The 26,931-nt window shown below is 62.9% G+C and carries 18 protein-coding genes; 7 read left to right on the forward strand and 11 right to left on the reverse strand.

Translation table 11 applies throughout. The annotated features are described in order from the left end of the window. Positions 1-126 precede the first annotated feature (126 nt). Positions 127-1,719 carry an alpha,alpha-trehalase TreF gene (gene treF / locus C2R25_RS08365; RefSeq protein WP_103728815.1) on the forward strand — a complete coding sequence of 531 codons (1,593 nt, stop codon included), beginning with the start codon at positions 127-129 and terminating at the stop codon, positions 1,717-1,719. A gap of 34 nt (positions 1,720-1,753) precedes the next feature. On the opposite strand, the gene C2R25_RS08370 is transcribed toward treF, so the two are convergent. Together C2R25_RS08370 and C2R25_RS08375 are read right to left on the reverse strand one after the other, a co-directional pair. Continuing rightward, positions 1,754-3,835, reverse strand: a complete 2,082-nt coding sequence (locus C2R25_RS08370; protein ID WP_369825699.1) for a transglycosylase domain-containing protein — start codon at positions 3,833-3,835, stop codon at positions 1,754-1,756. A 62-nt stretch (positions 3,836-3,897) separates the two neighbouring features. Further along, entirely contained in the window at positions 3,898-5,076 is a 1,179-nt protein-coding gene (locus tag C2R25_RS08375) for a mechanosensitive ion channel family protein (protein ID WP_103728798.1), read from the reverse strand. Between the two features lie 341 nt (positions 5,077-5,417). On the opposite strand from C2R25_RS08375, the gene C2R25_RS08380 reads away from it, so the two are divergent. After that, positions 5,418-6,548, forward strand: coding sequence for a hypothetical protein (locus C2R25_RS08380; RefSeq protein ID WP_103728799.1), 1,131 nt, complete (start codon positions 5,418-5,420; stop codon positions 6,546-6,548). Positions 6,549-6,756: 208 nt separating this feature from the next. Here the strand turns inward: C2R25_RS08380 and C2R25_RS08385 are convergent, their stop codons facing one another. After that, positions 6,757-7,734 (reverse strand): ParB/RepB/Spo0J family partition protein, encoded by a 978-nt coding sequence (locus tag C2R25_RS08385; RefSeq protein ID WP_103728800.1) that lies wholly within the window; start codon positions 7,732-7,734, stop codon positions 6,757-6,759. Positions 7,735-7,868: 134 nt separating this feature from the next. Then, the gene (locus C2R25_RS08390; RefSeq protein ID WP_103728801.1) at positions 7,869-9,086 is read right to left on the reverse strand and encodes an AAA family ATPase; all 1,218 of its coding nucleotides are present in this window, start codon (positions 9,084-9,086) and stop codon (positions 7,869-7,871) included. A gap of 556 nt (positions 9,087-9,642) precedes the next feature. On the opposite strand from C2R25_RS08390, the gene C2R25_RS08395 reads away from it, so the two are divergent. Continuing rightward, entirely contained in the window at positions 9,643-10,941 is a 1,299-nt protein-coding gene (locus C2R25_RS08395) for a replication protein RepA (protein ID WP_103728802.1), read from the forward strand. A 72-nt stretch (positions 10,942-11,013) separates the two neighbouring features. Here C2R25_RS08395 and C2R25_RS08400 read toward each other — a convergent pair whose 3' ends face one another. Beyond that, positions 11,014-11,607, reverse strand: coding sequence for a hypothetical protein (locus tag C2R25_RS08400; protein WP_369825700.1), 594 nt, complete (start codon positions 11,605-11,607; stop codon positions 11,014-11,016). Positions 11,608-12,158: 551 nt separating this feature from the next. Here C2R25_RS08400 and C2R25_RS08405 point away from each other — a divergent pair. From C2R25_RS08405 to fghA, 4 genes are all read left to right on the forward strand, one after another. Continuing rightward, complete coding sequence (locus C2R25_RS08405; RefSeq protein ID WP_103728803.1) at positions 12,159-14,534, forward strand: TonB-dependent receptor; 2,376 nt, start codon at positions 12,159-12,161, stop codon at positions 14,532-14,534. A 176-nt stretch (positions 14,535-14,710) separates the two neighbouring features. Further along, the gene (locus C2R25_RS08410; protein ID WP_103728804.1) at positions 14,711-15,823 is read left to right on the forward strand and encodes an S-(hydroxymethyl)glutathione dehydrogenase/class III alcohol dehydrogenase; all 1,113 of its coding nucleotides are present in this window, start codon (positions 14,711-14,713) and stop codon (positions 15,821-15,823) included. Between the two features lie 11 nt (positions 15,824-15,834). Further along, a complete protein-coding gene (locus C2R25_RS08415; RefSeq protein WP_103728805.1) occupies positions 15,835-16,215 on the forward strand; it encodes a VOC family protein in 381 nt (126 codons plus the stop codon). 2 nt (positions 16,216-16,217) lie between these two features. Further along, a complete protein-coding gene (fghA, locus tag C2R25_RS08420; RefSeq protein ID WP_103728806.1) occupies positions 16,218-17,057 on the forward strand; it encodes an S-formylglutathione hydrolase in 840 nt (279 codons plus the stop codon). A gap of 13 nt (positions 17,058-17,070) precedes the next feature. Here fghA and C2R25_RS08425 read toward each other — a convergent pair whose 3' ends face one another. From C2R25_RS08425 to C2R25_RS08450, 6 genes are all read right to left on the reverse strand, one after another. Then, positions 17,071-18,933: a diguanylate cyclase gene (locus C2R25_RS08425; RefSeq protein WP_103728807.1), complete on the reverse strand. Its 1,863-nt coding sequence runs from the start codon at positions 18,931-18,933 to the stop codon at positions 17,071-17,073. Between the two features lie 64 nt (positions 18,934-18,997). Next, on the reverse strand, positions 18,998-21,208 hold the full coding sequence (gene treY, locus C2R25_RS08430; RefSeq protein WP_103728808.1) for a malto-oligosyltrehalose synthase: 2,211 nt from the start codon (positions 21,206-21,208) through the stop codon (positions 18,998-19,000). A gap of 5 nt (positions 21,209-21,213) precedes the next feature. Next, a complete protein-coding gene (gene treZ, locus C2R25_RS08435) occupies positions 21,214-22,938 on the reverse strand; it encodes a malto-oligosyltrehalose trehalohydrolase (protein WP_103728809.1) in 1,725 nt (574 codons plus the stop codon). Continuing rightward, the gene (glgX, locus tag C2R25_RS08440; protein ID WP_233203847.1) at positions 22,938-25,040 is read right to left on the reverse strand and encodes a glycogen debranching protein GlgX; all 2,103 of its coding nucleotides are present in this window, start codon (positions 25,038-25,040) and stop codon (positions 22,938-22,940) included. The genes treZ and glgX overlap by 1 nt, the downstream gene beginning before the upstream one ends. A 180-nt stretch (positions 25,041-25,220) precedes the next feature. Then, positions 25,221-26,054, reverse strand: a complete 834-nt coding sequence (locus C2R25_RS08445) for a ferredoxin--NADP reductase (RefSeq protein WP_103728810.1) — start codon at positions 26,052-26,054, stop codon at positions 25,221-25,223. Positions 26,055-26,240: 186 nt separating this feature from the next. After that, positions 26,241-26,675: a DUF983 domain-containing protein gene (locus C2R25_RS08450; RefSeq protein ID WP_103728818.1), complete on the reverse strand. Its 435-nt coding sequence runs from the start codon at positions 26,673-26,675 to the stop codon at positions 26,241-26,243. Positions 26,676-26,931 lie beyond the last annotated feature (256 nt).

Here is a 26,931-nt window from a genome sequence, read left to right on the forward strand (position 1 = left end):
AAGGCAGAAACCCCGCGCAGTCCAACTCGTTGCTGCCTCGTGCGAAACGGCGAGGAGGCAAGCGTGGTTCGGAAGCCTGACCTGGGGAACATAGAGGCTTCGGCCCGCAAGCGTCTCAAGCTTCCCATGTTCCTCTGCGCACCCGTCCTCGCGGCGTTGCTGTGCGCCAATGCCCCGCCCTCCCCCGCCGACCAGTTCGGCGACCTGTTCGCCGCGGTCCAGAAGGAGCATGTTTTCGCGGACGGAAAGACGTTCGCCGACGCGGTACCAAAGCGGGCGCCCGACGCCATCATGGCAGATTACGAACGGGCGGCTCCGGGAAGTAGCGCCGCGCTGCGGGCCTTCGTGCTGGACAACTTCGTGGTGCCCGGCGTCAACGATCGGCCGTTGCCGCCGCTGCGCGAGCACATCAGGGCCCTTTGGCCGCAGCTGGAGCGCAGGACGCCGGACGTGCCGCCCGGAAGCTCGGCGATCACTCTGCCCGCTCCCTATGTCGTGCCCGGCGGTCGTTTTCGGGAGATCTACTATTGGGATTCGTACTTCACCATGCTTGGGCTCGTCGCAGACGGACGGGACGATCTGGTGGAAGGAATGCTCGAAGACTTCTCCAGCCTGATCGAACGCTTCGGCCACATTCCGAACGGCACCCGCACCTATTACCTCAGCCGCTCGCAGCCGCCCTTCTTCGCGTTGATGCTCGATTTGTCGAAGGCGACGGACGGAACCATCCGTGCCCGCCGCCTGGCCGCGCTGCGCAAGGAGCACAACTACTGGATGGCGGGCGAAGTCTGCGCAACGACCGCCGAAGCCTGCAAGCGCGTCGTGCGAATGCCGGATGGCAGCGTCCTCAATCGCTACTGGGACGACAGGGATACCCCTCGCGACGAATCCTTTGCCGAGGATCAGGCGACGGCGGCAAAAGCCTCTACTCGTCCAACTGGCGAGGTGTTCCGCAACCTGCGGGCCGGTGCGGAGAGCGGCTGGGATTTCAGCTCCCGCTGGCTGTCCGATCCTCACGATCTTTCGACCATTCACGCCACTGACGTCGTACCCGTTGATCTCAACGCCCTCATGTGGGCGATGGAGAAGCGCATCGAAAAAGGGTGCCGTCAGGCAGGAGACCAGCCCTGCACCCGTGAGTTCGGCCAGCGTGCCACCGCCCGTAAGGCCGCCGTGCAGCGCTTTCTCTGGCACACGAAGCAGAACCGCTTCGCCGACTGGATCGCGCCGTCCTCCCGGCCTAGCGAGGTTGTTTCGAGCGCGAGCCTGTTCCCCCTCTTCGTCGGCATGGCAACCCCGGCCCAGGCCGGCGCGATGGCAAAGGCCACGCGCAGCACTCTTGTGGCCGATGGAGGGCTGCGCACCACCACTGTTCGCACGGGACAGCAATGGGATGCACCCAATGGCTGGGCACCCTTGCAGTGGGTCGCGGTCGAAGGACTGTGGCGCTATGGGCACAATGCCCTCGCTCAGGACATCGCCGCCCGCTGGATCGGCACCGTCAACTGCACGTACCTGGAAACGGGCAAGATGCTCGAGAAGTACGATGTTGAAGAACGCCTGCCGGGAGGAGGCGGAGAATATCCGCTGCAAGACGGCTTCGGCTGGACCAACGGCGTCACGGCCGCGCTGCTCGATCGCTACCCCACGCTCGGGCCGGCTGCGACCTTTCAGGGCTGCTCACCGGCCGGTCGTTCGGGAACGACACCACGCCCGTGAGGGTCAGGGCCGCTTGCCGCGGGGCAGAGCGCGTTCAGGGGCCGGGTGGCGACGGGACCGATGATCTCGGTGCCGTTGGAGGGGCGGGCGCGGGTTCCACCCGTAGCCCCTCGCTGTCCAGCCGAACGTCGAGCGGGACTCCATCGATGGCGGTACTGAGCACGGCCTGCCCATCCTCTATCCGAATGCGGCTTTCGCCTCCCACGGGAATGTCTTCGAGGTCCGGCACGTCGAGGGGTTGGACTGGCCCCTGCGGATCGGCCGCAGGCCGCGGAGGTGGGGCGGACCGCTCACCTAGAGCAACCCGCATGAAATCACGCCATATCCGCGCGGGTACGGTGCCACCGGAAACTCCGGCAAGGGGCGTGTTGTCATCGCGGCCCACCCATACGCCGACGACGAAGTCGCCGGAGTAGCCGACGAAAAGCGCGTCACGATTTTCCTGGCTGGTGCCGGTCTTGCCGAAATTGGGCGCCTGCAGCATCGCCGCTCGTCCTGTGCCCCGGTTGACCGCCGCTCGCAGCATGCTTTCGATAGCCTTGTGATCATGCGAGGACAGCGAGCGCTTCCCGTCGAGCAGCCAGTCGAACCACCCTGCTTCCGGCACCGGAAACGCCCGGGGCACGACCGGGAAGCTGTTGGCGGCAACGCCCGCATAGGCGGCCGTCAGCTCCAGCAGCGTCATCGTGGCCGTGCCGAGCGCCAGACTGGGATCACCCTTGGGCAACGGCGATGTGACACCCAGCCGCCGCGCGATATCGATGACGGCTTCGTCGCCAACCCGGTTGAACAGTCGCACCGCCGCGACATTGCTGGACCGTGCGAAGGCGTCCTCAAGAGTGATGGTGGTGGAGTATGCCCCTCCGGCATTCTGTGGTTTGTAGGAACCGCTCTCGATAGGGGCGTTGGGAATGGTATCCTGCGGCTCCATACCGGATTTCAGCGCAGCGAGGTAGACGAACAGCTTGAAGGTGGAGCCTGGCTGCCGCCGCGCCTGTGTCGCGCGGTTGAAAGCGCTTTTGGAATAGTCCCGGCCGCCGACCATCGCGACGACCTCGCCGTTCCTGCGCATAGCGACAAGCGCGACCTGTGTGCCTGCACCCGCCTGCCGGATGGCCCGATGCGCCGCAGCCTGAAGGCGGGAATCGAGCGTGGTGCGGTACGTCGGGCCGGCATAGCCGGCCGCTTCTATCTGTCGCGCCTGCGGCAGGGCCCAATCCGCGAAGTACGTGCCGGTCGGCAGTTCCGCGCGGCTGCGGACATCGAGCCTGGGCGCGGAAACGGACCGCGCCTCCGCAGGCGTCAGGTAGCCGGCGTCTGCCATGGACTTCAGCACCACCCGCATGCGCTTCCGGGACAGGTCCAGGTTGTTGGTGGGTGCCAGACGCGAGGGTGCCTTCATCAGACCTGCGAGGAGTGCCGCCTGCCCGATGGTCAGCCGTTCCGGCCGCCGGTGGAAGTAATGCAGGGACGCCGCCCGGATGCCGTAGGTGTTGTCACCGAAGTACGCGTTCGACAGGTACCGCTCCAGGATCTCGTCCTTGGTGAGCCAGGCCTCCAGCCAGAAGGCGATCAGCATCTCGCGCGCCTTGCGGGTCAGGCTCCGCTCGGCGGTGAGGAAGGTGAATTTCGCAAGCTGCTGGGTAATCGTCGACCCTCCCTGGGTGCTGCCCCCGGTCAGGTTGCTTAGCGCCGCACGCGCGATGCCGCGCGGATCGATACCCCAATGCGTGTAGAAGCGCCGATCCTCGATCGCCAGGAAGGCATGAACGACGTGTGGTGGCAACTGCGCGATCTTGACCGGCTCAGCGATGACGGCACCATTGCGCGCGATCGGAGTGCCGTCTGCCGCCAGCAAGGTGATCTCTGGCGGCGCGACCGGCTGCAGCGACTTAGAAAGGGTAGCGGTGACCGCCAGATAGCCGATGAGGACTATCAGCAGGAGCAGGAGCACCGCCAGCCCGCGCACAATTCGCTTGCGCCAGGACCTCTTGCGCCGCGGCGGCCTGGGCGGTTCCAACGTCTCGATCAGAACGTTATCAAGTTCCGGTCTGCCCGCATCGGCAGAGATATGGCGTGACAGCTCCATTGCCGCGCACGAGTAGCCGATTCTCATGCGCGGCGCATCAGCGGTTCGACGAACGCGTTCCCTGATCGTCGGGGAACGTCCTGTGATCGTCAGCCTTTCAGCGCCTCTGACAGAAGCTTGTCCGGATAGGGCATGATCAGCGTTCCATCGGGGGCCGCTGTATAGGTCGTCTGCGTCGGGTAGGGTATCGAGATACCCTCCTTCGCAAAGCGCGTCATGATCGCCACCACAAGGCGGTCGCGCAAGGGATGCGCGACGGCCCAGTCGTTGCCTGGAACATCGACCAGCAGCGTGAAGTCCAGCGAACTTGCACCGAAGCTCTCGAAGCCCGCGCGCGAAGGCTTGCCCCCTTCGGCCTCGACGATCTCCTTGAGCATGTCCGGGATGCGAGCCAGCGTCTCGGGCGGGGTCTCGTAGGCCACGCCGATCGTGAACGGCAGGCGGATGTGGTCGCGCCCGCTCACATTCAGGATTTCCTTGTCGAGCAGGACCTTGTTGGCGATGATCCGCAGTTCACCCGTATACGCGCGGATCCTTGTGGACTTGAGCCCGATCGCCTCGATCGTTCCCGAACTGGTGTCGAAGCTGATCTGGTCTCCCTTGGAGAAGGGCCGGTCGAAGATGATGGCGAGCGCGGCAAACAGGTCGGCGAAAATGCCCTGTGCCGCAAGGCCGATCGCGATGCCGCCAACGCCGAGGCCGGCCACGAGTCCGGTTACGTTGACGCCGATGTTGTCGAGCAGGACGATCGCCGCCACCGCGAAGACCGCTACGCTTACCAGCAGGCGGATCAGGCCCATCGCATTGATGATCGCCTCGCCCTTGAAGTGTTCGGCGGAGGTCTTGTGCTCGATAGCGCCCAGTATGAATTCGCGCGCCCAGATCGCGGCCTGGATGACGGCTGCGAGCGTGAAGAAGAACGCCACCGCCCTGTCCAGCGCCGGCGGCGTCTTGGCGTACCCATCGACCGCCCGGACGGCGACCATTATGATGAAGAAGTTCATCGTCTTGTTGACCACCCGCCCCAGGATCGTCAGCCAGTCCCCGCGCCCACGCTCCTCGCGGCACAATCGCGCACCGAGCCGCCGGAGCGCATAGAGAGCCGTGACAATGAGCAGCGCGATCCCGATCGAGATGATGATCTGCAGCCAATAGGTCTGGAACCAGGCCATCGTCGAATGCCACAGATCCGGTAGCTGTGCGGTCACGTCGGGGAGTGGAGACTTCTGAGGAGCCGGTGAAGTGAGGGGGCTTTTGCTTACGCTCATCGCGTGCTCATGATCCTGCGTCTAGGTGCTGGCGGGCAGCAAGGCTACCGAGGCTCCCTCTGGCGGGGCCACGTCCGAATGTGCAAAGTCGTCGGCAATGCCGTCAATGGCTTGCCGACCGTCTTGTTCCCGGCGCCTACCGGCGGGTCAAGGTCACTCGGCCCCACTCGGGCCTGATTATGCAACATCGCACAAGGGCCGGACGGGCATGTTGCGAGCCAACAGTTCGGTTGGAGTCCAGCCTCACAGGTGGGGAGACAAGACCACTTCCAGGGGCATCTGCCATGGTGTATAGCTAACTAGCTGTAGCTTTACATGATGAATTTTAGTGAGCGGTTCCAATGCCTTACCTCGATGAATCCTCGGGCATGGAAGCCGTGGAGTGGTCCGGAAGAGCCATGTACGCGCTTGGCCAGTTGGAAGGATCGCTTCGGCACCTGTCGTCAGCGGCAAGGAGCATTTTCGCCGGTAAACTTCTGAAAGCCTGCCTGATGATCGCTTTGCGGCAGGAAGGTCATGCGTTCACCCACACGCGCTTTCATGCCTGGTTCGCCGGTCTCGCCACCTTGTCCGACGCGGTACCGCGAAAGGGCCGCCCTCCTCGCGCCGTGTGCCTCGCGATCCTCACGGAACTTGGCCATAGCCCGTGGGAGCCCCTCTCCGGGCTGGCTCTTTCCTTGAGGGAAGCGTTTCTGGCACCCCAGGATTTCGCCAGCCCCGAAGCGCATCAGGAAGCTTTCCAGGTTGTCCGCGAAGCGGGCGCGCTCACCGCGCGGCTCGTATCGCAACTCTCCCTCGGAAACCCTTCTCCGGTCGTCGTGCTGCGGCGCCTCCAAAAGGAAATGAAGGAAAGTCTCCAGTTCGCTCCGCGCAAGCCGGAACCGGATCTGAAGCGGCCGCTTGACCTGAACGCCGAGTGTGGACTGTCGCCGCCACTTTGGGCGTTGGATCTGTTCGTCGGACAATGGCTTGGCTCCTCGGGAGGATGGCTTCCCGCCCTCCCCTGCCCCGGCCTTGTTCGCGCACAGCCGGATGGCGGGGATGCCCGGCCTTCGATCCCGGAGGCGACTCACCTTTTTGAGGCCATCAGCACCCTGCTTGACCTCCTTGCAGAGGCCAGCAAGCAGGCACAATTTATAGAGCCCCGCCCTCCCCAATTCAGGAGTTCGTCCCGCGCACCCGATCTCTTCGCATTGATCGCCGGCTTCGGGCCGCTCCGCTCAAGCCAGCTGGAAACGATGCTCTCGGCCTCTCGGCTCGGCATCCGCAGCATGACGAGCGCTCTTGAAGAAGCACATCTGATTGACCGGCGTCGCATCGCAGGCTCTCACCTGTTCGAAGCGCGGTCGCATCTGGAGCGAAGTTCATCAGTCGCGGTCATCTCCGAAGCGGCCTTTTCACCCGCCGCGCTGGATGAATTCGAAGCATCTCTCGCTGCCCTCGACCGGCTTCTTCCGGACGAGAAAGACTGACACCCCCTTTGACGAAATGTTCAGGCCTCGAAAAACACGGCTTCTGCGAAAAAGATCTTCCCGGAAACGGGGCTTAGAGGCCCAAGAGGCAGAGCAGTCGGCCTGCGGGTCATTTTCTACGCATAGCCTCTCACGCGGCCTTCCAGGCCAGAAATCGCCAAATGCCTGCCCGGGCGGCGGGAATTACCGGTCTTTTGAGCTCGTCCCCTCATCCCTCAATCAACTGCCGGATGGCTGACAGCACTTCGTCAACCGGGGCGCCAGACTTGGGCAGAATGCGCAAGTTGAGGCCATTTCGTGGGGAGCGCGAATAGCGAAGCATAGGTGCACCGCTCGAAGCAGCGATCGTCACTTCGCCTGACCCGCTTCGCGTCTTGGCGATGGTGGCCCGCAGAAGCCGCTTTGCGACTTCGGGTCCGCTGAGGCGGACACCAAGGTCGTCACGCTCCGTCCGAATGGATTTTCCTTCCTCAAGCATGAGTGCGAGGGCTCTTGGATCGTTGGAGAGAGGTTTGATGTCGCGCGCCACTCGCACCGTGATGTCATGCGTGTCGGCGAAGACCTCCACGAGCTCCGCCGGGAGGCGCGCTACGTCGAGCAGACGGCTCAGCCATGAGCGAGAGATCTTGAGGTGCTCCGCCATCTCGCTTTGCGAACCGTCGTAGAACTCCTCCAGCGCCCGCATGTACTCGTTCGCACGCTCCCAGTCCGAGATGTCCTTGCGCGACCGGTTCTCGATGTCGGAAACCCGGAAGGCTTCCTCATCGGACACATGCTGAATAGTGACGAGGTACTCGAAATCCGGGTGGTGATGAGCCCGGAGCCATTTGACGGTCCACCAGCGGCGCACACCGGCGATGATCTCGTAGTCATGATCCGGGTCATTGTGCAAGCGGCGAACGATGGCGGGGATGCGCTGCTTCTTGGCTGACAGGAACGCATCGATGAGATCGCGGCAGCTCTCCTCGCTGAGGTGGTCGAGGTCACGGTTGTGCAAACGCCACGGGCGGCACCGAGCGGGGTCGACCCACTCCGTGCGATCCGTCACCACCTTGCCTGAGGCGAGCCGGGCAAGTGTCTGGCTTCGGCTCGCCATGATGCTTTCGGACGGCGCTGCCGAGTCGAGTTCCGCATCATCCAGGCCGGCCATGAGGTTGCTGCCAAAGCCGCGATTACCCTTGCCCATATACTCATCTTCCTTCGGGCTTTTCCGCGCCCCACTTTTGTTGCCACGTGGCAACGGCTGTCATTTCGGTGATCGGCTTTGCCGCAACGCCCGGCGCGGACTGCTCCGGGCTGCAGTTGCCACGTGGCAACGGCTCAGTCGATCTTGTGCGCACGGCTTTCCCACGTGCGCAGAACATCCATTTCAATGTCATGGCAAACGTCGTTCAGGAAGCGGACGCAGCGGTTGTGGACCTCATGGGACGTGACCGGCCGCTCGAGCTCATACACCGTCTTCATGCGGGAACTCGCGTTGTCGATCTCGGCACTGACTTTCAGAACGGAGCTGATCATGGAGCCTCCGAAGACCTGTCGCATCATCGACAGGATCTCGCGATGCATCGACTTGCTCTCATCCACGCGGCTGCCGACGAGCCGAATGAAGTTGTAAGCCGGCTTCACACGCCCGCCCAGCTGTTCCAGCTGACGCATGGTCGTGCGCGCCATGTCGATGAAGGATACGGTCGAGGCGAAGTCGATCACGCTCGGCGGGGCAGGGATCACCATGGCGTTCGCCGCCTGCAAGACCGCCATCGACACCATCCCCAACGCAGGTGGCGGGTCCATCACTACGACGTCGTAATCGTCCACTACGGTGTCGATGGCCTGCGCGATCAGGTCGATGATGTCGAAGCTCTGGTTCTGCGCAAGGTAACCGGCGATCTCGTATTCAAGGTTGTACAGCTTCAGATTGGCCGGGATGAGATCGAGACCATAGAAGTGCGTCTTGCGAATGATGGACCGGACACCCAGAAGCTCGGGGTTATGGAAGTGTCCATAGAGCGTGTCGTCCTCCCCCAGATCGACGTCCGGCCGGTAACCGAACATCATCGTCGAACTCGCCTGGCTGTCGCAGTCGATAAAGAGGACGCGGTAGCCGCGGACTGCGAAGTGCTGCGCCAGGTGAAGCGCCAGGGTGGACTTGCCCACGCCGCCCTTGAAGTTGGAGACGGAAATAATGGCCGGAACATCGCCGGGCGCTCGCCACGGCCGTGTTCCAAAGACAGCCCGCATATGATCGAGTTCTTCCAGCGTGTACTGCACGCGATGCCCCGAGGCGGTTCGATCGCGAGGAGGGAGCCGCCCGTCCCGTTCGGCTTCGCGAATGGCCGAAGCCGTTCGGCCGACCAGCGACGCCGCTTTGGATATAGGGTAGGAGGGGCCGACCTTGTGGCCCGTCTCCGGATCCAGCGCCCCGTCACGAATGCGCTTGAGGATGGTCAACGCCTTGCGGTGGAGCAAACCGAGCGTGTCGTCGAGCAGTTCGTCACCGTGAACGTCTGCGGGAGCTTCGTTAGCGGGATGAGTGGCCATATCTACCATTTTGAAGGTTTGAAACCACACCCTACCCGCGTTGTAAGTTTCGAGCAACGATCGTCCATCGACCTTACAACAATGCCGATGATCTCCGAGCCTTTTGCCGCTCTATAACCCTCTTGCGAGTCGCCGATCGATGCTGGGCCGCCGATCAGACCGATGATCTCCGTGCGCTTTTGAGCTGTGTTGAGGACCGCAGGGGCCGGGGAGGGAGCGAAAGCAACCGCCAAAACCTCAGATCCTCGCGTAACCGATGATCTCGGTGCGCAGCGATGATTGCGGTGCGAAACGCCGATGATCTCAGAGCGTCTGAGACCGATGATCTCGGAGCCCTAACCTATTACAAGAATCCCTAATCAATTCCGATTCCGGTAATCGGCTTTTGAGGAGTAGAATCTGCCTTCGTTGCAGGACGCACCGAGATCATCGGTCAATTTGTAAGTTTCAACCGCCCGATCGAGCCGGAACTGCCAAGACACTTGCCATCCTGCGTGAAACCTGTTGTCTAAACGGCAGTGGAAACGCTCCTGAGTCGGAGCAAGGCAGGGCGTGCATGAACGGGGACAGTACCAAACCGATTGGACACCAGTACGCTCTCGCCATGCTCGACGGTGGAGAGGAGCAGGTGCGTTCGGTCGCCCGCGCTGCTGGCACGCAGATCACCATGGACGCGTTTCTTCGCGTTCGGGATGAAGAACCCGTACCGGCGTTTCTTCACTCCGCCCTCTGTGCCATGTCGCTCCCGACTAAACGACCCAAAGATGAAACGCAGCCCATCCTTCGGGAGGACGGGAAGTATGCCCTGGCGATCAACCCGCGGCCGGTTCTTCAGAATGTAGACGGCAAGCCCGTCCTCAAGAGCCTGGGCGTGCCTTACGGTGCCTATCCTCGCGTGGCATTGATCTACCTCCTGTCCCAAGCCGTCACCAAGCGTTCGCGCGACGTCTATCTCGGCCGCAACTTCACGGAGTGGATGCGGCGCCTTGGATATCAGACCGTCTCCTATGGGCCACGCGGGACGGCCAATCGCATGCGGGAGCAGGTCGATCGCCTGCTTGCCTGTGAGTGGCAGATCCGGTGGGACGGCACCGAAGCAGAGGACAACGCCTTTGCCGTACGCGACGTCAAGATCTCCAACGAATATGCCGGGTCGCTTGAGAAGAACGGTGCCTTCGCCCGCGAGATCCGGATGTCGGAAGGATTCTACGCTCACCTTATCGATCATGCCGTGCCGCTCAATGAAGTCGCCATCCGTGAACTTAAGGGCACGCCGACGGCGCTCGATCTCTATACCTACCTTGCCTATCGTCTGCCGCGCATTGCAAGTGACAAGGGGCAGACGATCTCGTGGGACCAGCTTGCCCGCCACCTCGGCAACGATGCGGACAGCAAACGGTTTCGTCAGACCGTACGGGAGACCATGCAATTGGTTTCGGCGGTCTACCCCAACGCCAATGTCGATCTATCTGGTCGAAAGGTCGTATTGCATCCTTCGCCCGCGCCGCTCGAACGCAAGCTCGTAGGCGCTCACCTGCGACTACTGGGGGCGTCGGCTGCGGAAAAGGCACCGAGATCATCGGTGCCCGACACGGCGACCGTTGCGGCCCCTGATACGAAGCCGGTCTTGCTGGCGTTTCCAAGCGGAAGTCTGAGCTTCGGCGAGCGGGAAGGGGCGTTCAGGCGCGTCGGGCTGGAGAAGGGGCATCCGTGGTCGGTCGATCAGATGGCGGATGCCTTCCGCGCAGGCTTTCCGGGTATCGCCAAGCGACGCACGGAAACCGAATGGCTGCGTGTCTGGGAGTCCTTCGTGATCAGCTACGCCAAACGGCGGAGCAATTCCGACGAGGAGTGACCGATGATCTCGGTGCCGTTCGCCCCGGAGGGCAGCGAAGTTCTCAGGAAGCCCCTGAACAATGTTCCCGCCTCAGTTGAAGCGCAACTCGCCCTGGCGGGGCTTCGGGTCGATCCTGGTTTCAGAAGGGGGAGGGCAGGGGCCTGACCGGCCCATCAGACAACGGGCACGTCCAAGGAGAGTGTAGACGGCGTGCCGACCTGCGCCGCGGTTGTGGTGATCCACCCGAAAACCCTGATAGTGGCGACGGATCAGTCCGGCCCGGACGAGTTCGGAGACGGCCCGGCTGAGGTTGGTCTTGCCGGACTTTCGAATCCGTTCATGCATTGCAGCCGCCAGCGCCGCTTCTTCTACGGCAGGATCTTCAGGCGCCGATCCGGTGGCCTGCAGTTCGGTCCGGACCTTTTCGACCAGCATCAACCGTTTCGGATCGCGCGCGCCCATGGGGGCCAAGGCATCGCACAGCCAATCTCGCAGGAGAGTGGAAGATCCCTCGCGAAACACGAAGGGGCCGGCACTGCCATCGGGGCGTGCAACTTCGGCGATCAGGTTCAGGACCATGAATGCATAGCGCGGCCGGGTGCTGGCCTGCGCCACATGATCAAGCAGGGCCGCCATCTCGCTGATCTGGCCGCCATTCGGCTGGGTGAGGGCATGATGGAACATAGCAGGTCGAAATAGAGCACAGAAATGGAATCCCGAGAATCCCCTATCAGGACCGGGCCTGCGCTTTGTCATTCATGACACTCCACCCAATTCGATGATCGGGATGCTCGAATCGCAGATCGCTCATCAGACCAGTAGCCGACCTGTCCACCGCTGTGCCCTCGAAGAAGGACTGGCATTACCAATTTCTTCGCGCTTTCCCCGCCCAGGAGCCCCACACGTAAGCCTCTGAAATATCGATGACTTCCATGACATTACGAAGAAGTCGGAGCTTCGTCGATGTGCGCCATACATCGCGTGGGCGAAGATCGAACATCCTATGATCGCAGGGAAGATGTTCATTCCAGCCGCTTCATTCGCTGCAGACCTCTACGTATGCTGGCAGGACCAGCCAGGGACTGCAGAAAGCCTGATTGGACCGACCGATCCTCTCGCAGGATTGATCACACAGTTGCCCGGGCTCGGCCGGGGTGGCTGCTGGTTGCCTCCGGAGATCTCAAGGGATCGCGGCGAACAGCCAGAGGGATAAGACCAATAACGAGGATGATGTGATGAGGCTGCTTTCGTCTGTGCTCCTGTGCTCCGCCAGCCTGGCGGGCCTTTCCACTCCGGCCTTTGCGCAGAGCACGGACGCGGCCGTCGATGAAGCCGCGCCGGGTAACGTCATCATCGTCCAGGCACGACGCCGAGACGAGGCTGTGCAGGATGTTCCTGCCGTCATCGACACGGTTACGGCTGACGATCTCGCCAAGCTGAACCTGCGTGACTTCAGGGAAGTCTCGACGGTTGTGCCCGGCCTTCAACTCACCACCGAGGCGAACGGCGTCGGCGGGGGCGGCCGCCTTCGCGGCGTGAACTTCGACGTGTCGGCCAGCGGCACGAACCCCACGGTGGAATTCTACTTCAACGATGCTCCGATCACGGCCGGCGTCGTCCTCCAGCAGATCTACGACATCGGGCAGATCGAGGTGCAGCGCGGCCCCCAGGGCACCTTGCGCGGCCGCGCGGCGCCGTCCGGCTCGATCACGATCGGCGCGAAGAAGCCTGACCTGTATACCTTCGGTGGCTTTGCCGACATGACGGCCAACGATATCGGCACGTTGAACTTCAAGGGCGGCGTCAACGTACCCGTGATCGAAGGCATCGCTGCGATCCGCGTCGCCGGCGTCTGGGATGAAAACGAAGCGGACCGCGTCCGTCCGATCACGCCATCGCGCGATCCGTTCTCCCGCACCAAGAGTGGCCGCATCTCCGCGCTTGTCCAGCCTCTGGAATGGCTGAGATTGGAGGGCATGTACCAGAAGCTCGACCGCCGGGCGTATCTGTATGACCAGGTTGCCTCCTTCAGCGAAGTCAATCCGGACGCCCCCGCGAGCCCGATCTATATCGACAGCTCCGATCGACGGTCGATCATGGAAGCGCCGCGTCCGATTCACCAGGTGTACGACATCTACAACTGGCGTGCGGAAGCGTCCGGGATGGGGCAGGTCCTGATTTATCAAGGACAGCACTACACTCAGAAGATCCGGGGTGTGGAAGTGCAGGACGAGGCGAATTTCTTTCCCGGCGCGATCAATCAGGACACCTATTCGACACCGAAAGCGACTTCGCACGAGATCCGCCTGCAGAACGATGCACGGATTGCCGACATCTTCGATTATGTCGTCGGCTACTTCGACTACAGGAACGACAATCCGACCGTTCTGACCCGACCCACCATTCTAGGCTTCCCCACTGCACCGGGAGCATCCACGGGCATCGTCTACGCCACGATCGACACCGCCATTGAGCGCACCTCCGAAAGCCACGAGCAGTCGTTCTTTGGAAACATCACGGCTCATCTCGGACAGGGCACCGAGATCTCCGGTGGTCTCCGGCACATTTCCTATAAATCGGAGAACGGGCTGATCATCAACGACGCACTGGTGAAGACCGTCGGCCAGGACGCGAAGAAGTGGATCTACTCAGCGTCAATCAAGCACAATTTCTCGCCCGACTTCATGGTCTATGCAAGCACGGGAAGTTCCTGGCGCCCCGGGATCAACGTGGTCGGGGACTTCAGCCAGCGACCGTCGGAACTTGAAGAGAGCTTCGTCAACCTACCCGCCGAAACGTCCAAGTCGTACGAACTGGGTTTCAAAAGTACGCTGATGGGTGGTCGCTTGCGGCTCAATGCAACCGCCTATCACCAGACGTTCAAGAACTATCCCTACCGTACCGGCGGACGTGGAGTTTACTACATCGACTATACCAATGTGGCGAACCCGGTCGTGACGCAGTTCAACTTCGTCGGCGCCGTCCCCGTGGAGGTGAACGGCATCGAAGGCGATATCGGGTTCGACGTGATGGACGGCTGGAATGTCGGCCTGATCGCCAGCTACTCGGTCGGCAAGATCAAGGGTGGCTTGGTGCCGTGCAATGACTTGAACGGGGATGGCGTGCCGGATGCGGTGACCGCGGCACCTTCGCTGGACGACCTGCGAGCGGTAGTCGGCGATGACAATCTTTCCGCGTGCCGCGTGAATCAGCGTTCCGGCTTCCAGGCACCGTTCAGCGCGACCCTTACGAGCGAATATACCTTCGCCCTGAACGACAACATGGACGGGTATCTACGCGGCCTGCTGAACGTCTTTGGCCGATCGCAATCCGATCCGGTCAACGTGTTCGATGACGTCGGCTCCTACGGACTGCTCAATCTCTACACCGGCATCCGCGACCCGAAGGGTGCCTGGGAGGTGTCGCTGTTCGCCAAAAACATCCTGAACACCACCAAGACGCTGACCCGGACCGATCCGCTGTTCACGTCTTATCGCAACATTCAGGCGGGCGGTGCAGCCACGACGTTCAACAGCACTTACACAGGCGTGACGACGACCGCTCCTCGCGAGTTTGGCATCAACGTGCGCTACGCCTTCGGCAGCCGCTGACGCCTGGCGGCGCATGGTGCGATTGTCCGCGCCGCAAGGAGTCGGGGAGGGGGTGTCGGCCAGGCCGATGCCCGCCGCCTGAATTCGCGCTCTGCACAAGGCCGCGCTTTTTCGAGGAACCCTATTAACGATGCGATGGCAGGTCGCTAGAACGGCTCCAGACAAGGAGATACCGTATGAAGACCCGCGCCGCCGTAGCCTTCGAAGCGAAAAAGCCGCTTGAAATCGTGGAAGTCGATCTCGAGGGGCCGAAGGAAGGCGAAGTGCTGGTGGAAATCATGGCGACGGGCATCTGCCATACCGATGCCTACACGCTTGATGGTTTCGACAGCGAGGGAATCTTCCCTTCCATTCTGGGCCATGAGGGCGCCGGCATTGTGCGGGAGGTCGGACCGGGGGTGACGAGCGTGCAGCCCGACGATCACGTGATACCGCTTTACACGCCGGAATGCCGGCAGTGCAAATCCTGCCTCTCCGGCAAGACGAACCTTTGCACCGCCATTCGCGCCACGCAGGGACAGGGCCTGATGCCGGACGGCACCACGCGCTTCAGCTACAAAGGGCAGCCGATCTTCCATTACATGGGGTGCTCGACGTTTTCGAACTTCACCGTGCTCCCGGAGATCGCCGTCGCCAAGATCCGGACGGATGCTCCGTTCAAGACCAGCTGTTATGTCGGGTGCGGCGTGACAACCGGGGTGGGTGCGGTGGTGAATACCGCCAAGGTCGAGGTCGGTGACAACGTGGTCGTCTTCGGCCTTGGCGGCATTGGCCTTAACGTGATCCAGGGCGCCAGGCTTGCAGGCGCCGGTCTGATCGTGGGCGTTGACCTCAATCCGGATCGGGAGGAATGGGGGCGCCGTTTCGGCATGAATGCCTTCATCGATGCGAAGGGCAAAAGCCGTGACCAGATCATAGCCGAGGTCCTGGCGCTGACTGACGGGGGGGCGGACTACACTTTCGACTGCACCGGCAACACGGAAGTCATGCGCACTGCGCTCGAAGCCTGCCATCGCGGCTGGGGTACCTCGATCGTCATCGGCGTGGCCGAGGCGGGCAAGGAAATCTCGACCCGTCCCTTCCAGCTCGTCACCGGGCGGAATTGGCGCGGCACGGCGTTTGGCGGAGCCAAGGGCCGGACCGACGTGCCCAAGATCGTCGACTGGTACATGAACGGCAAGATCGAGATCGATCCCATGATCACTCATGTCCTGACGCTTGAAGAGATCAACAAGGGCTTCGACCTCATGCATTCGGGTGAATCCATCCGCTCCGTCGTGGTCTACTGAGGGGCAAAGGGATGTTCACGCACATCATGATCGGCACAGACGACGTTCAGGCTGCCAAGGGCTTCTATGACGCGGTCCTGGGTGCTCTCGGATACGGGGAGGGCACCCTGCTCAACGAAGGGCGCGGCGTCGGCTACAGCAACGGCACGGGTTTCTTCGCGGCAGTGATCCCCCGGGACGGGAATGCCGCCAGCTTCGCCAACGGCGGCACTATCGGCTTTGCGGCCGCCACTCCCGAGGCGGTGACTGCCGCACATTCCGCAGGGCTTGCCAACGGCGGCACATGCGAGGGTGAGCCGGGACCGAGGGAGATGTTCCCGGGTGCCTATGGCGCTTACCTGCGCGATGCCACGGGCAACAAGATCTGCCTGTGGCACACGGCGCAGGTGTGATCATGGAACTGGAGACTGTCTCAACCAACCGGAGCCATGGCGGCAAACAGGGCGTATACCGCCATGCCAGCCTGGAGACCGGAACGCCCATGACGTTTTCCGTCTTCGTGCCCGATCATAAGGAAGGCGTGCGGCTGCCGGTCCTGTGGTATCTTTCAGGCCTTACCTGCACCCATGCGAATGTGACCGAGAAGGGGGAGTTCCGGGAGGCTTGCGCACGATATGGCATCATCTTCGTTGCCCCGGACACCTCGCCGCGCGGGGACGATGTTCCTGATGATGAGGCCTACGACTTCGGAAAAGGCGCCGGCTTTTACGTCGACGCAACGCAGGAGCCCTGGGCGCAGCATTACCGCATGCGCTCCTATATCGAACGCGAACTGCCGGAAGTGGTGGCGCACCACTTTCCGGCCGACATGGCGCGGCAGGGCATAACCGGGCATTCGATGGGCGGTCACGGCGCTCTCACGCTGGCGCTGCGCAACGCCGACCGCTTCCGGTCGGTCAGCGCGTTCTCTCCTATCGTCTCCCCGCTGGAATGCGCATGGGGTGTCAAGGCGCTGACCCGTTACCTCGGCGAGGATCGCGCTGGGTGGCGCCAGTACGACGCATGTGCCCTCATCGAGGACGGCTGCCGCGTGCCCGATATCCTCGTGGACCAGGGGACGGCTGACGGGTTCCTTGAGGAACAGCTGAAGACGCACCTTCTGGTCGATGCGTGTGAGAAGGCGGGCCAGCCGGCAACCGTGCGGATGCAGGAAGGCTACGACCATTCCTACTACTTCATCTCCACCTTCATGGCCGAGCACGTGGGATGGCACGCCGCGAGACTGCGGGCGTAGGCGGAAGGTCGGCCTACCCGGCCTTCGCACCTCCTCCGCCGTCGATGATGGCGGCCGAGCGCTCGTCCACGACCACGCGGTTGCGGCCTTCCCGCTTCGCGCGGTAAAGCGCCGCATCCGCGGCCTTTATGAGCGTTGATCCGTCGCGCTCCATGCCTTCTTCCCAGGTCGCGATGCCGAAGGACATGGTCATCGAGCCGAGGGTGCGGCCGCCCTCCTGCACCACCTGTTGACTGATCGCCTCGCGCACTACATCGACGCGACCTGACAGCGCTGTGGCCGAGGTTCCCGGCGCGATGATCGTAAACTCCTCGCCGCCGAAACGGCATACGACATCCCCTTCGCGGAAACGCTTGCGCATCTCCGCCGCCGCCGCTTGCAGCACCGCATCCCCAGCGTCGTGGCCGAACTCGTCATTGAAGCGCTTGAAGTGATCCACGTCGCACATCACGAGGCTCACCGGATCGCCCGAACGGGAAGCGCGGGCGATCTCCAGCGGCAGCGCTTCTTCCATGTAGCGGCGATTGAAAAGGCCGGTGAGCGGATCGCGGATCGTCTGTTCGCGAAGGCCCCGCTGCAGGCGGTGGTTGACGAGCGCGGATGCGATGTTCTCCGCAAGAACCGTCAGTCGGAAGCGCGTCTCGGCTTCCACCTCTCCGGCGAGATACAGGACGCCGATGACTTCGCCGCCGGCGAGCAGGGGTTCGCAATGGTAGCAATCGACCTGCCGGTCGACATGGGCGCAGACGACGTCCGACTGCGGACCGGCCACGTGATGGCTGCGCCCGCGCCGCAGAGCCCAGCACTGCTCCGGCGCAAAGCCGGCCGCGGGAACCTCCAGACCGCCCCAGCACGCCAGAGGCGCCAGCAGGTTACGCGAATTGTTGTGGGTGTAGAGCGCCCCCGGAAGATCCGGCAGCACCCGAGGCACGAAAACGCGGATGATGGCGGCGAGTTCCTCATCCGTGCGCGCCGCCTGCATACGGTGTGCCATGCCGCCCAGCAGCTCGATGACTTCGCCGCGTTCCTGCAGGATTTCAGTGTTGCGGCTCAGTTCCGCGTTGGCGGCGTGAAGGCGGTCCTGGCTCTCCTCCTGATGCGCAACGGCCGCCTGCAGCTGATCGGCCATGGCGTTGTACTCGCGTGCGAGGCGTTCGAACTCGCTGGACTCCATGGCCGTCTGGATGCGTGCCGATCGATCCCCGGCGGCGAGCTGGCTCATGACCGTCATCATGGCTTCCATGGGACGGCGTATGCGGCGCACGAGCAGGGCGGCAAGCAACGTCACCGCCGCAATGCCGAGCGGCACGCCGATCAGCACGACCCAGGTAATGAAGTCGAGTCGGCGTTTCACGGCTGCCGTACGGGATGTGGACAGGTGCCGCTCGGCTGCGAGGAGATCACCCACCCGCCCGTTGACGAGCTGCATGAGATTTCGACCACGCCTCGAGGCGACCGCGTTCAGCGCTGTCGTGAAATCGCCGTTCGACGCCTGCTGGGCTATCTCTTCAAGCAAGGTGGCGCGTTGATGGATCAGGAGGCGGATCTGCTTGGCGCGCAGGCTTTGGGCCGGATTGTCGCTGGTCAGTGCCACAAGTTCGGCGGCCGCCTTGCGGGAGGCGGCCACCTCGTCCTGGACGGTCTCACCGAAGTCAGGCTGGCGGGTCAGGAGGAATCCGCGCTCCCCGGATTCGGCCTGCTGGAGATGCAGGAGCGCCTGGTTGGCAGTGCGCATCACCTGCGTGGAATGCGTCACCCACTCAAGGCTGCTCCGCGTTTGGGCGGCACCTTCAAGAAGCAGTCCCGCCAGGATGGCGAGGAAGAGGCATATCGTCGCGCAGAGCACAACGATGCGGCGCGACAAGGAGCCGGTCAAGGCATTCTCCAGTAAAAAGGGCCGCCAGAAGCCTTGAGCAAATACTGCGTTATCGCAATGAAATTTACGACTTGCGGGTCGAGGAGCCGTGCTGTGACGAGGGGCAGGGGATCCGCAGGGTGAAGCTTTCCTCCTCCAGGCGGCGCTCCACGACCCATGCGTCGTCTTCCGTCCGTAGGGTGTAGGAGCCTCGGGCGAACAGATCCGGCTGCGAGCGCCGCCGCGCCAGCAACGCGCGGGTCAGTTCTGTTTTGCGAGACGCAAGGGTCGTGGCGTTGCCAGTTTCCAGAGCAGCCCAGTCGACCGCGCGCCGGTTGTCAGGATCCGTCAGTCCAATCGCGACCCCTTCCGTTCCCTGATAAATATCCGGAATGCCGGGGGCGGTAAGCTGCAGCGCAGCCTGGGCGAGCACGAGCGTTTCTATCGCCGCCCTCAGCGCGTCCCGCTCCGCTGGGTGGAGGAGGCCACCTGCAGCGTATTCGTGATGGAGGTTGCGGCAGAGCTGGATCACCGCATCCTCCGCAGCCCCATCGGGCAGTTCATGACGGGAGAGATCCTTGGCCTCTCGCATGGCTTTGGCGATATGGTCGGCGATGCGCTCGTGCGCTTCGGATTCGCCGGCCAGCATGAGCGCCGTTTGCAGGGCGTAGAGACCCCAGCCCTCGGGAAGGTTCGCCTCGCGGGCCTGCCGCCGCGCTTTGTCGTAGAGGCGGCGCGCGAGGGCAGGAAAGTGACTGAGCGCCACGAGCACGGCCCGCGCATCAGCGGAACGTTTGGTGTCGTGAGTGGAGAGAGCGTTCAGCGCGAGGGGAGTTCGGTCCGCGCGTTCCCTCATCTGCGTGGCGAACGCCTCCGCGTCGAGGCTGCCAAGGTCCGGTTCCGATCCGACTTCGCACAGCGGCAGATAGGCTACGCTGCGGAAAAAGACGGTGTCCTCCTCCGATTTCGCAGTGAGCGCGCCCGTTAGCTGCTCGAAGCGGGCGGCGAAGGCGCGGGCGAGGGGATCGTCCGGTGCCCGCAACAGGTCAAGCAGCGCCTTGCAGTGCGCCGCCTCCGGTGTGGCCACGGCATCGGTGATCAGTTTGGACAATGGCACGAGATCGGCCGCGTATGAGCGATAGACCGGCCACAGTGAGGCTAGCGTAGCTATCGCCTCGTCGAGGTCAGCCCGAAGATCGTCCGCAGCGGCCAGGGCGGCCATGGCTGCTGTAACGACGCGGCGCCGCTCGGGAAGAAAGACATCGTCCAGCAACTCCCGGCGGACCTTGCGCACTTCCTGCGCATAGTCGGCCGGAACGGCACCGTCGGATGCTTCGCGAATGGTATCGAGGCCCTCGCTATGGGTGAGAAGGCGGGTGACGGGAGTCATGAACTCGTAGCCGCTCATGCCTTCGATCGGCCAGGCCGGAAGATCCTCGCCTGCCTTTACGATCTTCTCAATCCAGATCGGGGTGTCGCCCACCGCCTGACGCAGGTGGTGCAGATAGGCTCCGGGGCGAGCCAGGCCGTCGATGTGATCCACGCGCAGACCCTGAATGCGACCCGCGCCGACCTGGTCTATAATCCAGCGGTGCGTCAACGCGAAGACGTCGGGGTCCTCCTGGCGCACGCCGATCAATTCGGTGATGTTGAAGAACCGCCGGTGGATGATGTCCGCAGCACTCGCGCGCCAGTGGCCGACCGACCAGTGCTGTTCGTCCAGCAGGCGGGCCATCGTCGCGTCGTCCAGCAAGGCAGGGTCCCTGGCAAGCTTTTCGGATAGAGGGCTCAGGCGGAGGGGATAAAAACGGTCGTAGATCCTCAGGCGGGGATCGTCGGACGGGCCTTCCATGCCGATATCGCCGTTCGCGAGCAGGTCTGCGGGGGTTCCGTCCAGCACGGGAAAATGCAGGCGCCCGCGGTCCCAGTCTATGTCGAAAATCCTGGCATGTTCGCTGTCTCGGCCGTTCCGCAGGACGTCGGCAAGCCAGGGGTTGTCCGGGACGAAGGCCATGTGGTTCGGTACGATATCGACGATGATGCCAAGATCCACGTCCCTGGCCGCGTTGGCCAGGCGGAGGAAGGCGTCATCACCTCCCAGGACAGGATCGATCCGGGTCGGATCGATCACATCGTAGCCGTGAGTCGATCCCTGGGCCGCTTGAAAGGGCGGAGAAAGGTACAGGTGGCTCACACCCAGATGGCGGAGCCACGGGAGAAGGCCGATCGCGCGATCAAGATCGACGCCGTTGCGCAGCTGGAGACGGTAGGTGGCGACGGGAGTGGGAAACGGCATTGCTATCATTCCGGGGTGACGCTCGCCGAGAAGGCGAAGGGAGATGCCTCATCGGTGAGGAGCAGGAAGGGTTCGGAACCCGGCTGGAAGGGATCAGCGCTACTTCCCAGGCGAACGTCGATCTGCAGCGCGCCGCCGCCGAAATCCCAGCGGGCGGATATGTCAGACTCACTTCGCCGCACCTTGGAGACCGGATGCGGGTCTTTGCCCAGCAGCGGAATGACATGCTTTCGCCGCAGCTCCAGAAGCTTACGGATGAAGTTTTGGTGTTCCTGCTGCTCCGAGCGGCTGGGACTCCCGATCTTCGAGGCCTCGAAGGTGGATCGGGAAACAGGATCCGGAACCTCTCCCCCGAAGCTGCTGAATCTTGCGAACTCTTGTGCGCGGCCCTTGCGGACAGCCTCGGCCAGATCGCCCCCGAAATCGACGAAGAACTGGAAGGGAGCTTCGGTGAGGAACTCCTCTCCCATGAACAGCATGGGCGGGAAGGGGGCAAGGAGGGTGAGGGCGGTCACGACGCGATACGCGTGCGCATCGTCTGTCAAGTGGTGCAGCCGTTCGCCCCGCGCGCGGTTCCCGACCTGGTCGTGATTGCTGAGGAAGTTCACGAAGGCGGTGCGCGGGAGGGTACCCGAAGGCTCACCACGGCCTTCAGCATCGCCGTTCTTGCGAACCTGCCCCTGCTCGACGTACCCATCGGCAAGTGCCGTCGCAAGATCGCCGACGGGATCCACTGCAAACGGAGCATAGTAGCTCTCGTCCTCGCCGGTGAGCAGGCAGTGCGCCGCGTGATGCCAGTCATCGTTCCAGGTGCCGTCATAAGGCGCATCCGGCGCGAAGTAACGGGCAAGATTGCGCTCGTCCTCTGTCACCAGTTGAATCGGCCGCTCGTAACCCCGCGCGCGTATCCGCTGACCCAGTTCGTCCAGAAAATGAAGGCTTGAGTGATCCTCAATCGCGTGAACGGCATCAAGGCGAAGTCCGTCAAAGCGATACTCGTCCAGCCAGTGCAGGGCGTTTTCGATGAAGAACTCACGCACGGCCGGCGTCTCGAACGCAATGCCCTGCCCCCAGGGTGAGGCCCGCTCGGGGTGGAAGAAGGACGGGCACCACGCGCCGAGGTAATTCCCGGAAGGCCCGAAGTGATTATAGACCACGTCGAGCAGTACGCTGAGGCCGAGGCCGTGGGCGGCATCGACAAGCGCACGCAGATCGTCGGGCGTGCCATAGGCCGGGTGCGGAGCGTAAGGCAGTACGCCGTCATAACCCCAGCCCCGCGCGCCTTCGAACTGGGCGACGGGCATCAGCTCGATGACGGTAACGCCGAGCTCGGCAAGGCGAGGCAGTTGGTCGATCATGGCCCGGAACGTGCCTTCCGGCGTAAACGTGCCCACATGCAATTCGTAGATCACCGCCTCGTGCCAGGGGCGCCCCGGCCACTCGCAGCTCCATGTGAAGGCTCGCGGATCGACCAGACGGGACGGGCCGTGGACGTCGCTCATCTGCGCGCGCGCTGCGGGGTCGGGATAGGCCGTGCCGTCGATCATCCAGCGGTACGGCAGGTCCGCCGCGGCGGCGGCCTCCACGCGCCACCCTCCGTCGCCGTCCGGTGCCGCGGACAGGGCTTTGCCGGCAAGTTCCAGTTCAACGCTGCTGGCATCCGGCGCCCACAGAGCGAAGGACCAGCGCGTGTCGTCGAGCGGGCGAGCGCCCCAGGTCTGCCGGGCCATCAGGAAGGGCGAAACAGGCAGACGCTTGCCGGAGAGATGGCGGCCACCCCCTCGCCGATCGGCTCTTCCGCGAAAGGATCGTCTCTCGCGGTGTCGAGCATTCGGACCCAGCTGCCTTCCGGCAGGGCAAAGTTCAGCCCGTCACCCGCGTTGAGCACTGCAAAGAGCGGACGGCCGCCATCCAGGAACACTTCGCGCGTGGAATAGTCGACCAGCACGCCCAGCACACGCAGGCCGGCCTGGCTCCACAGCTCCTCGTCCATTTCGCGCCCGTCCGGCTGGAACCATGCCACTTCCACACGCTCGTTGTCGCCGGTCTTGCCGAGAAGGAAGTTCTCCTGCGCCAGCACGGGGAACTGGTGGCGCAATTCGATCATGCGGCTGCAGAAATCCAGGAACGCCCCGTCCGCCGCTTCCCAGTCGATCCACGCCGTGGCGTTGTCCTGGCAGTAGACGTTGTTGTTGCCCTGCTGGCTGTTGCCGATCTCGTCGCCCGACAACAGCATGGGAACGCCCTGGCTGATCATCAGCGTTGCGACCATGGCCCGCCGGCGCCGCGCGCGAGCCGCATTGAGGCCTTCGTCCTCGGACGGCCCTTCGCAGCCCATGTTGTCCGAAATGTTGTTGTCGTGACCATCCGCGCCTTCCTCGCCATTCGCCTCATTGTGGCGATCGTTGAAGGACACTGTGTCCATCAGCGTGAAGCCGTCGTGCGCCGCCAGGAAGTTGATCGAGCTGGTGGCAGCTCTATCGGAATGGTTGAACTGGACGGGCGACCCGATGACTCGCTGGGCGATGTCTCCCACCAGCCCCTCGTCACCGCGCCAGAAGGCCCGGACATCGTCCCTGAACTTGTCGTTCCACTCCCGAAACGGGTGTGGGAAGCCGCCGACCTGGTAACCGCCCATGCCGATGTCCCATGGTTCCGCGATCAGCTTTACGCCGGAAAGGATAGGGTCTTGGCGAATGGCATCGAAGAAGCCGCCCTCGCGGTCGAAACCGTGGCCTTCACGTCCCAGTGTCGATGCCAGATCGAAGCGGAAGCCATCCACGTGCATGACCTGCACCCAGTAGCGCAGGCTGTCGAGCACCATCCGCATGACCATCGGGTGCGCGACCGAAAGGGTGTTGCCCGTGCCCGTGTTGTCGAAGCTGAACCGCGGGTTTTCCGGGCTGAGCATGTAGTAGCTGGCATTGTCCAGCCCTCGGAAGCTGAGGGTCGGGCCTTTTTCGGATCCTTCGGCGGTGTGGTTGTAGACCACGTCCATGATGACTTCGATCCCGGCCTTGTGGAACCGCTTCACCATATCCTTGAACTGACGGATGGCGCGGGGCGCCAGATCGCCGTTGCGCAGGAAGCGCGGTTCCGGCGCGAAGAAGCCGAGCGTCTGATAACCCCAGTAGTTCGACAGTCCCTTGTCGAGCAGCATCCTGTCATCAAGGAAGAATTGGGAAGGCAGCAGCTCTATCGCGCTGACGCCCAGCTTCTTGAGGTGATCGAGAATGGGTTCGCTGGCCATCCCTTCGTACGTTCCGCGCAGAGCTTCGGGAACGTCCGGGTGCAGCATCGTGAGGCCGCGCACATGAGCCTCGTAGATGATCGTCTCTGTCCACGGGCGGGCCAGCGCCTTGTCACCCTCCCAGTCGAAGTCCGGGTCCTGGACGACCCCCTTCACCATGAACGCGGCTGAATCGCGAGTGTCGAACGTGGTGTCGTCACCGGTCAGAAGGTCATAGCCCCACAGCGCATCATCCCAGTGGAGTGAACCGGACACCTCGCGCGCATAGGGGTCGAGCAGCAGCTTGTTCGGGTTGAAGCGGTGTCCGTTCGCCGGATCATAGGGCCCGTGCGCCCGGAAACCGTAAAGCTGGCCCGGCCTCACTCCGGGCAGGTAGCCTGAGAAGATCGACCCTTCGCGGGAGGGCAGTTCGAGGCGCGCCGTCTCCTCCTCCCCATCCTCGGAGAATAGACATAGTTCAATGGCTTCGGCGTTTTCAGAAAACACGCCGAAATGCGTGCCTTCTCCGGTGTACTCCGCGCCAAGCTCGTTGATCATCCGATCAGGACGGGAAAAGGAAAAGTCGGCGGAACCGTGCGACACGTGCGAACCTCCTGTTGCTGCATCCGCTAACACGCGGATGCGCACGGCGTTCCCGCATCACTCGACAGATGAAGGTAGATGGTGCTGGCCGCTTTTCGATCCCTAGCCGTCCGGCAGCTTGCACAAAAAAAACGGCCCGCCCGGCAGGGGCAGGCCGTCTTCAGGCGGCTTGTGTTCGTCTCAACCGACGAAAGCGCGCTCAATGACGAAATCGGCGGGCTTGTTGTTCGAGCCTTCGGTAAAGCCCATGCCTTCCAGCATTGCGGCGATGTCCTTGTTCATCGCCATCGAGCCGCACAGCATCACGCGATCGGTCGCGGGATCAAGCCGTGCTTCGCCTTTGAGGCCCTGGAACAGGCGGCCGTTCTCGATCAGCGTATTAATGCGCCCCGTCGTGTGGAACGGCTCGCGCGTCACCGTAGGCACGTAGGTAAGCTGCAGCAGGGCCTGATCCTCCACCAGCGGATCACCCGCCAGTTGGCTTTCCAGTTCTTCGCGGAAGGCAAGATCCGCCACAGTGCGCACTGAGTGGACCACCACGACCTGCTCGAAGTACTCGTAAACGTCAGGGTCACGGATGAGGGAGAGGAACGGCGCAAGGCCGGTGCCCGATCCGAACAGGAACAACCGCTTGCCGGGCAGGAGCGCATCGGTCACCAGCGTCCCGGTGGGCTTGCGGCCGAGGTAGATGTGGTCGCCGGGCTGGATCAGCTGAAGCTTGGATGTCAGCGGGCCATCCGGAACCTTGATGGAAAGGAACTCGAGCTCCTCGGCCCAGGAGGGGCTAGCGATGGAATAGGCGCGAAGGATCGGCTTCCCGTTGTCGCCAGGCAGGCCGATCATGACGAACTCGCCCGAGCGGAAGCGAAACGAAGCCGGTCGCGTGATCTTGAAGCTGAAGAGATGCTCGTTCCAATGGCGTACGGACAGCACTTCTTCCACCGTCAACGCTCCGGTGGGCTCCAGAACGGCCGAAGGAGCCAAGGTGGCGGCCTCTGCCTTGCGATCGCTCATCAACTTCTATCCTCGATAAACACTGGTACATCAAAGGGCGGTGCCGAAACCGGCGTTTGCCATCGTGTCGCTGGCGCAGACCACGACATGCGCAGGAATCGCGCGCACGTTTTCGCGACGCCCTATACGCGCATCGCTCAAAAGTGCAAGGCGCAAGCCCTCCGGGTTCGCGCCGCAAGGCGGCCTTCAGGGCTTTTCCGCGTCTCCTGAATGTCTGGAGTTCAGGTCCGCCCAGAGCTTTTCGGTCCCTGCTTCCTGCGCCTTGTTCACATACTGGGAAGCGACCAGCCATCCCTTTATGTAGTGAAGGGGAAGAACGCACCCCAGACCCAGCAAGGGGAAGGACGTCACAAGGTGGACCCACAGCGGCGGCTCGAACCGAACCTGCAGCCAGACTGCAAAGAAGGTGAGCGGGAACGCCACTATGCAGAGAGAAAAGAAAGCCGGGCCATCATCAGGCGCGGCGAACCCGTAGTCCAGCCCACAACTGGGGCAGTGATCCTGCAGTTTGAGCCATCTGCGGAACATCGGCCCCTTGCCGCAGCGGGGGCAGAGGCCCTTGAGGCCACACTGAAAAATCCAGCGGCCCTTCGATGCCTGTTTGGGGTCTATGTCGGCCATGCATTCTCCAGAGGCGATTGTCGACTGCATTTTGTATATGGGGAGCAGGACCGGCAGTGCCACCGCTTCGATGGTTTGAGGACGATGGAACATCCACCGGGTTCTGTTGAAAACATTTTTGAAATTAGTGTTTGACCGAATCGCGGGGTCACCTTAGAGGGCGCTTCACCGCAGCGGACCACACGGTTTTGCAGCGGTCGCCAAGAGAGACGGACAGCTGGTTTCCCCCGGTCGCAAGAAAGGGGGAGCGATGGGT

The organism is Novosphingobium sp. HII-3, from assembly GCF_002916655.1.
In the GTDB taxonomy this organism is placed as follows: domain Bacteria; phylum Pseudomonadota; class Alphaproteobacteria; order Sphingomonadales; family Sphingomonadaceae; genus Novosphingobium; species Novosphingobium panipatense.

Coding starts and splice junctions, on each gene's coding strand:
- treF (WP_103728815.1), top strand. CDS start 127: ATGTTCCTCTGCGCACCCGTCCTCGCGGCGTTGCTGTGCGCCAATGCC.
- C2R25_RS08450 (WP_103728818.1), bottom strand. CDS start 26,675: ATGGCCGACATAGACCCCAAACAGGCATCGAAGGGCCGCTGGATTTTT.
- C2R25_RS08400 (WP_369825700.1), bottom strand. CDS start 11,607: ATGTTCCATCATGCCCTCACCCAGCCGAATGGCGGCCAGATCAGCGAG.
- C2R25_RS08410 (WP_103728804.1), top strand. CDS start 14,711: ATGAAGACCCGCGCCGCCGTAGCCTTCGAAGCGAAAAAGCCGCTTGAA.
- C2R25_RS08375 (WP_103728798.1), bottom strand. CDS start 5,076: ATGAGCGTAAGCAAAAGCCCCCTCACTTCACCGGCTCCTCAGAAGTCT.
- C2R25_RS08445 (WP_103728810.1), bottom strand. CDS start 26,054: ATGAGCGATCGCAAGGCAGAGGCCGCCACCTTGGCTCCTTCGGCCGTT.
- C2R25_RS08415 (WP_103728805.1), top strand. CDS start 15,835: ATGTTCACGCACATCATGATCGGCACAGACGACGTTCAGGCTGCCAAG.
- treY (WP_103728808.1), bottom strand. CDS start 21,208: ATGCCGTTTCCCACTCCCGTCGCCACCTACCGTCTCCAGCTGCGCAAC.
- treZ (WP_103728809.1), bottom strand. CDS start 22,938: ATGGCCCGGCAGACCTGGGGCGCTCGCCCGCTCGACGACACGCGCTGG.
- C2R25_RS08395 (WP_103728802.1), top strand. CDS start 9,643: ATGAACGGGGACAGTACCAAACCGATTGGACACCAGTACGCTCTCGCC.
- C2R25_RS08390 (WP_103728801.1), bottom strand. CDS start 9,086: ATGGCCACTCATCCCGCTAACGAAGCTCCCGCAGACGTTCACGGTGAC.
- C2R25_RS08370 (WP_369825699.1), bottom strand. CDS start 3,835: ATGAGAATCGGCTACTCGTGCGCGGCAATGGAGCTGTCACGCCATATC.
- fghA (WP_103728806.1), top strand. CDS start 16,218: ATGGAACTGGAGACTGTCTCAACCAACCGGAGCCATGGCGGCAAACAG.
- C2R25_RS08405 (WP_103728803.1), top strand. CDS start 12,159: ATGAGGCTGCTTTCGTCTGTGCTCCTGTGCTCCGCCAGCCTGGCGGGC.
- C2R25_RS08385 (WP_103728800.1), bottom strand. CDS start 7,734: ATGGGCAAGGGTAATCGCGGCTTTGGCAGCAACCTCATGGCCGGCCTG.
- C2R25_RS08380 (WP_103728799.1), top strand. CDS start 5,418: ATGCCTTACCTCGATGAATCCTCGGGCATGGAAGCCGTGGAGTGGTCC.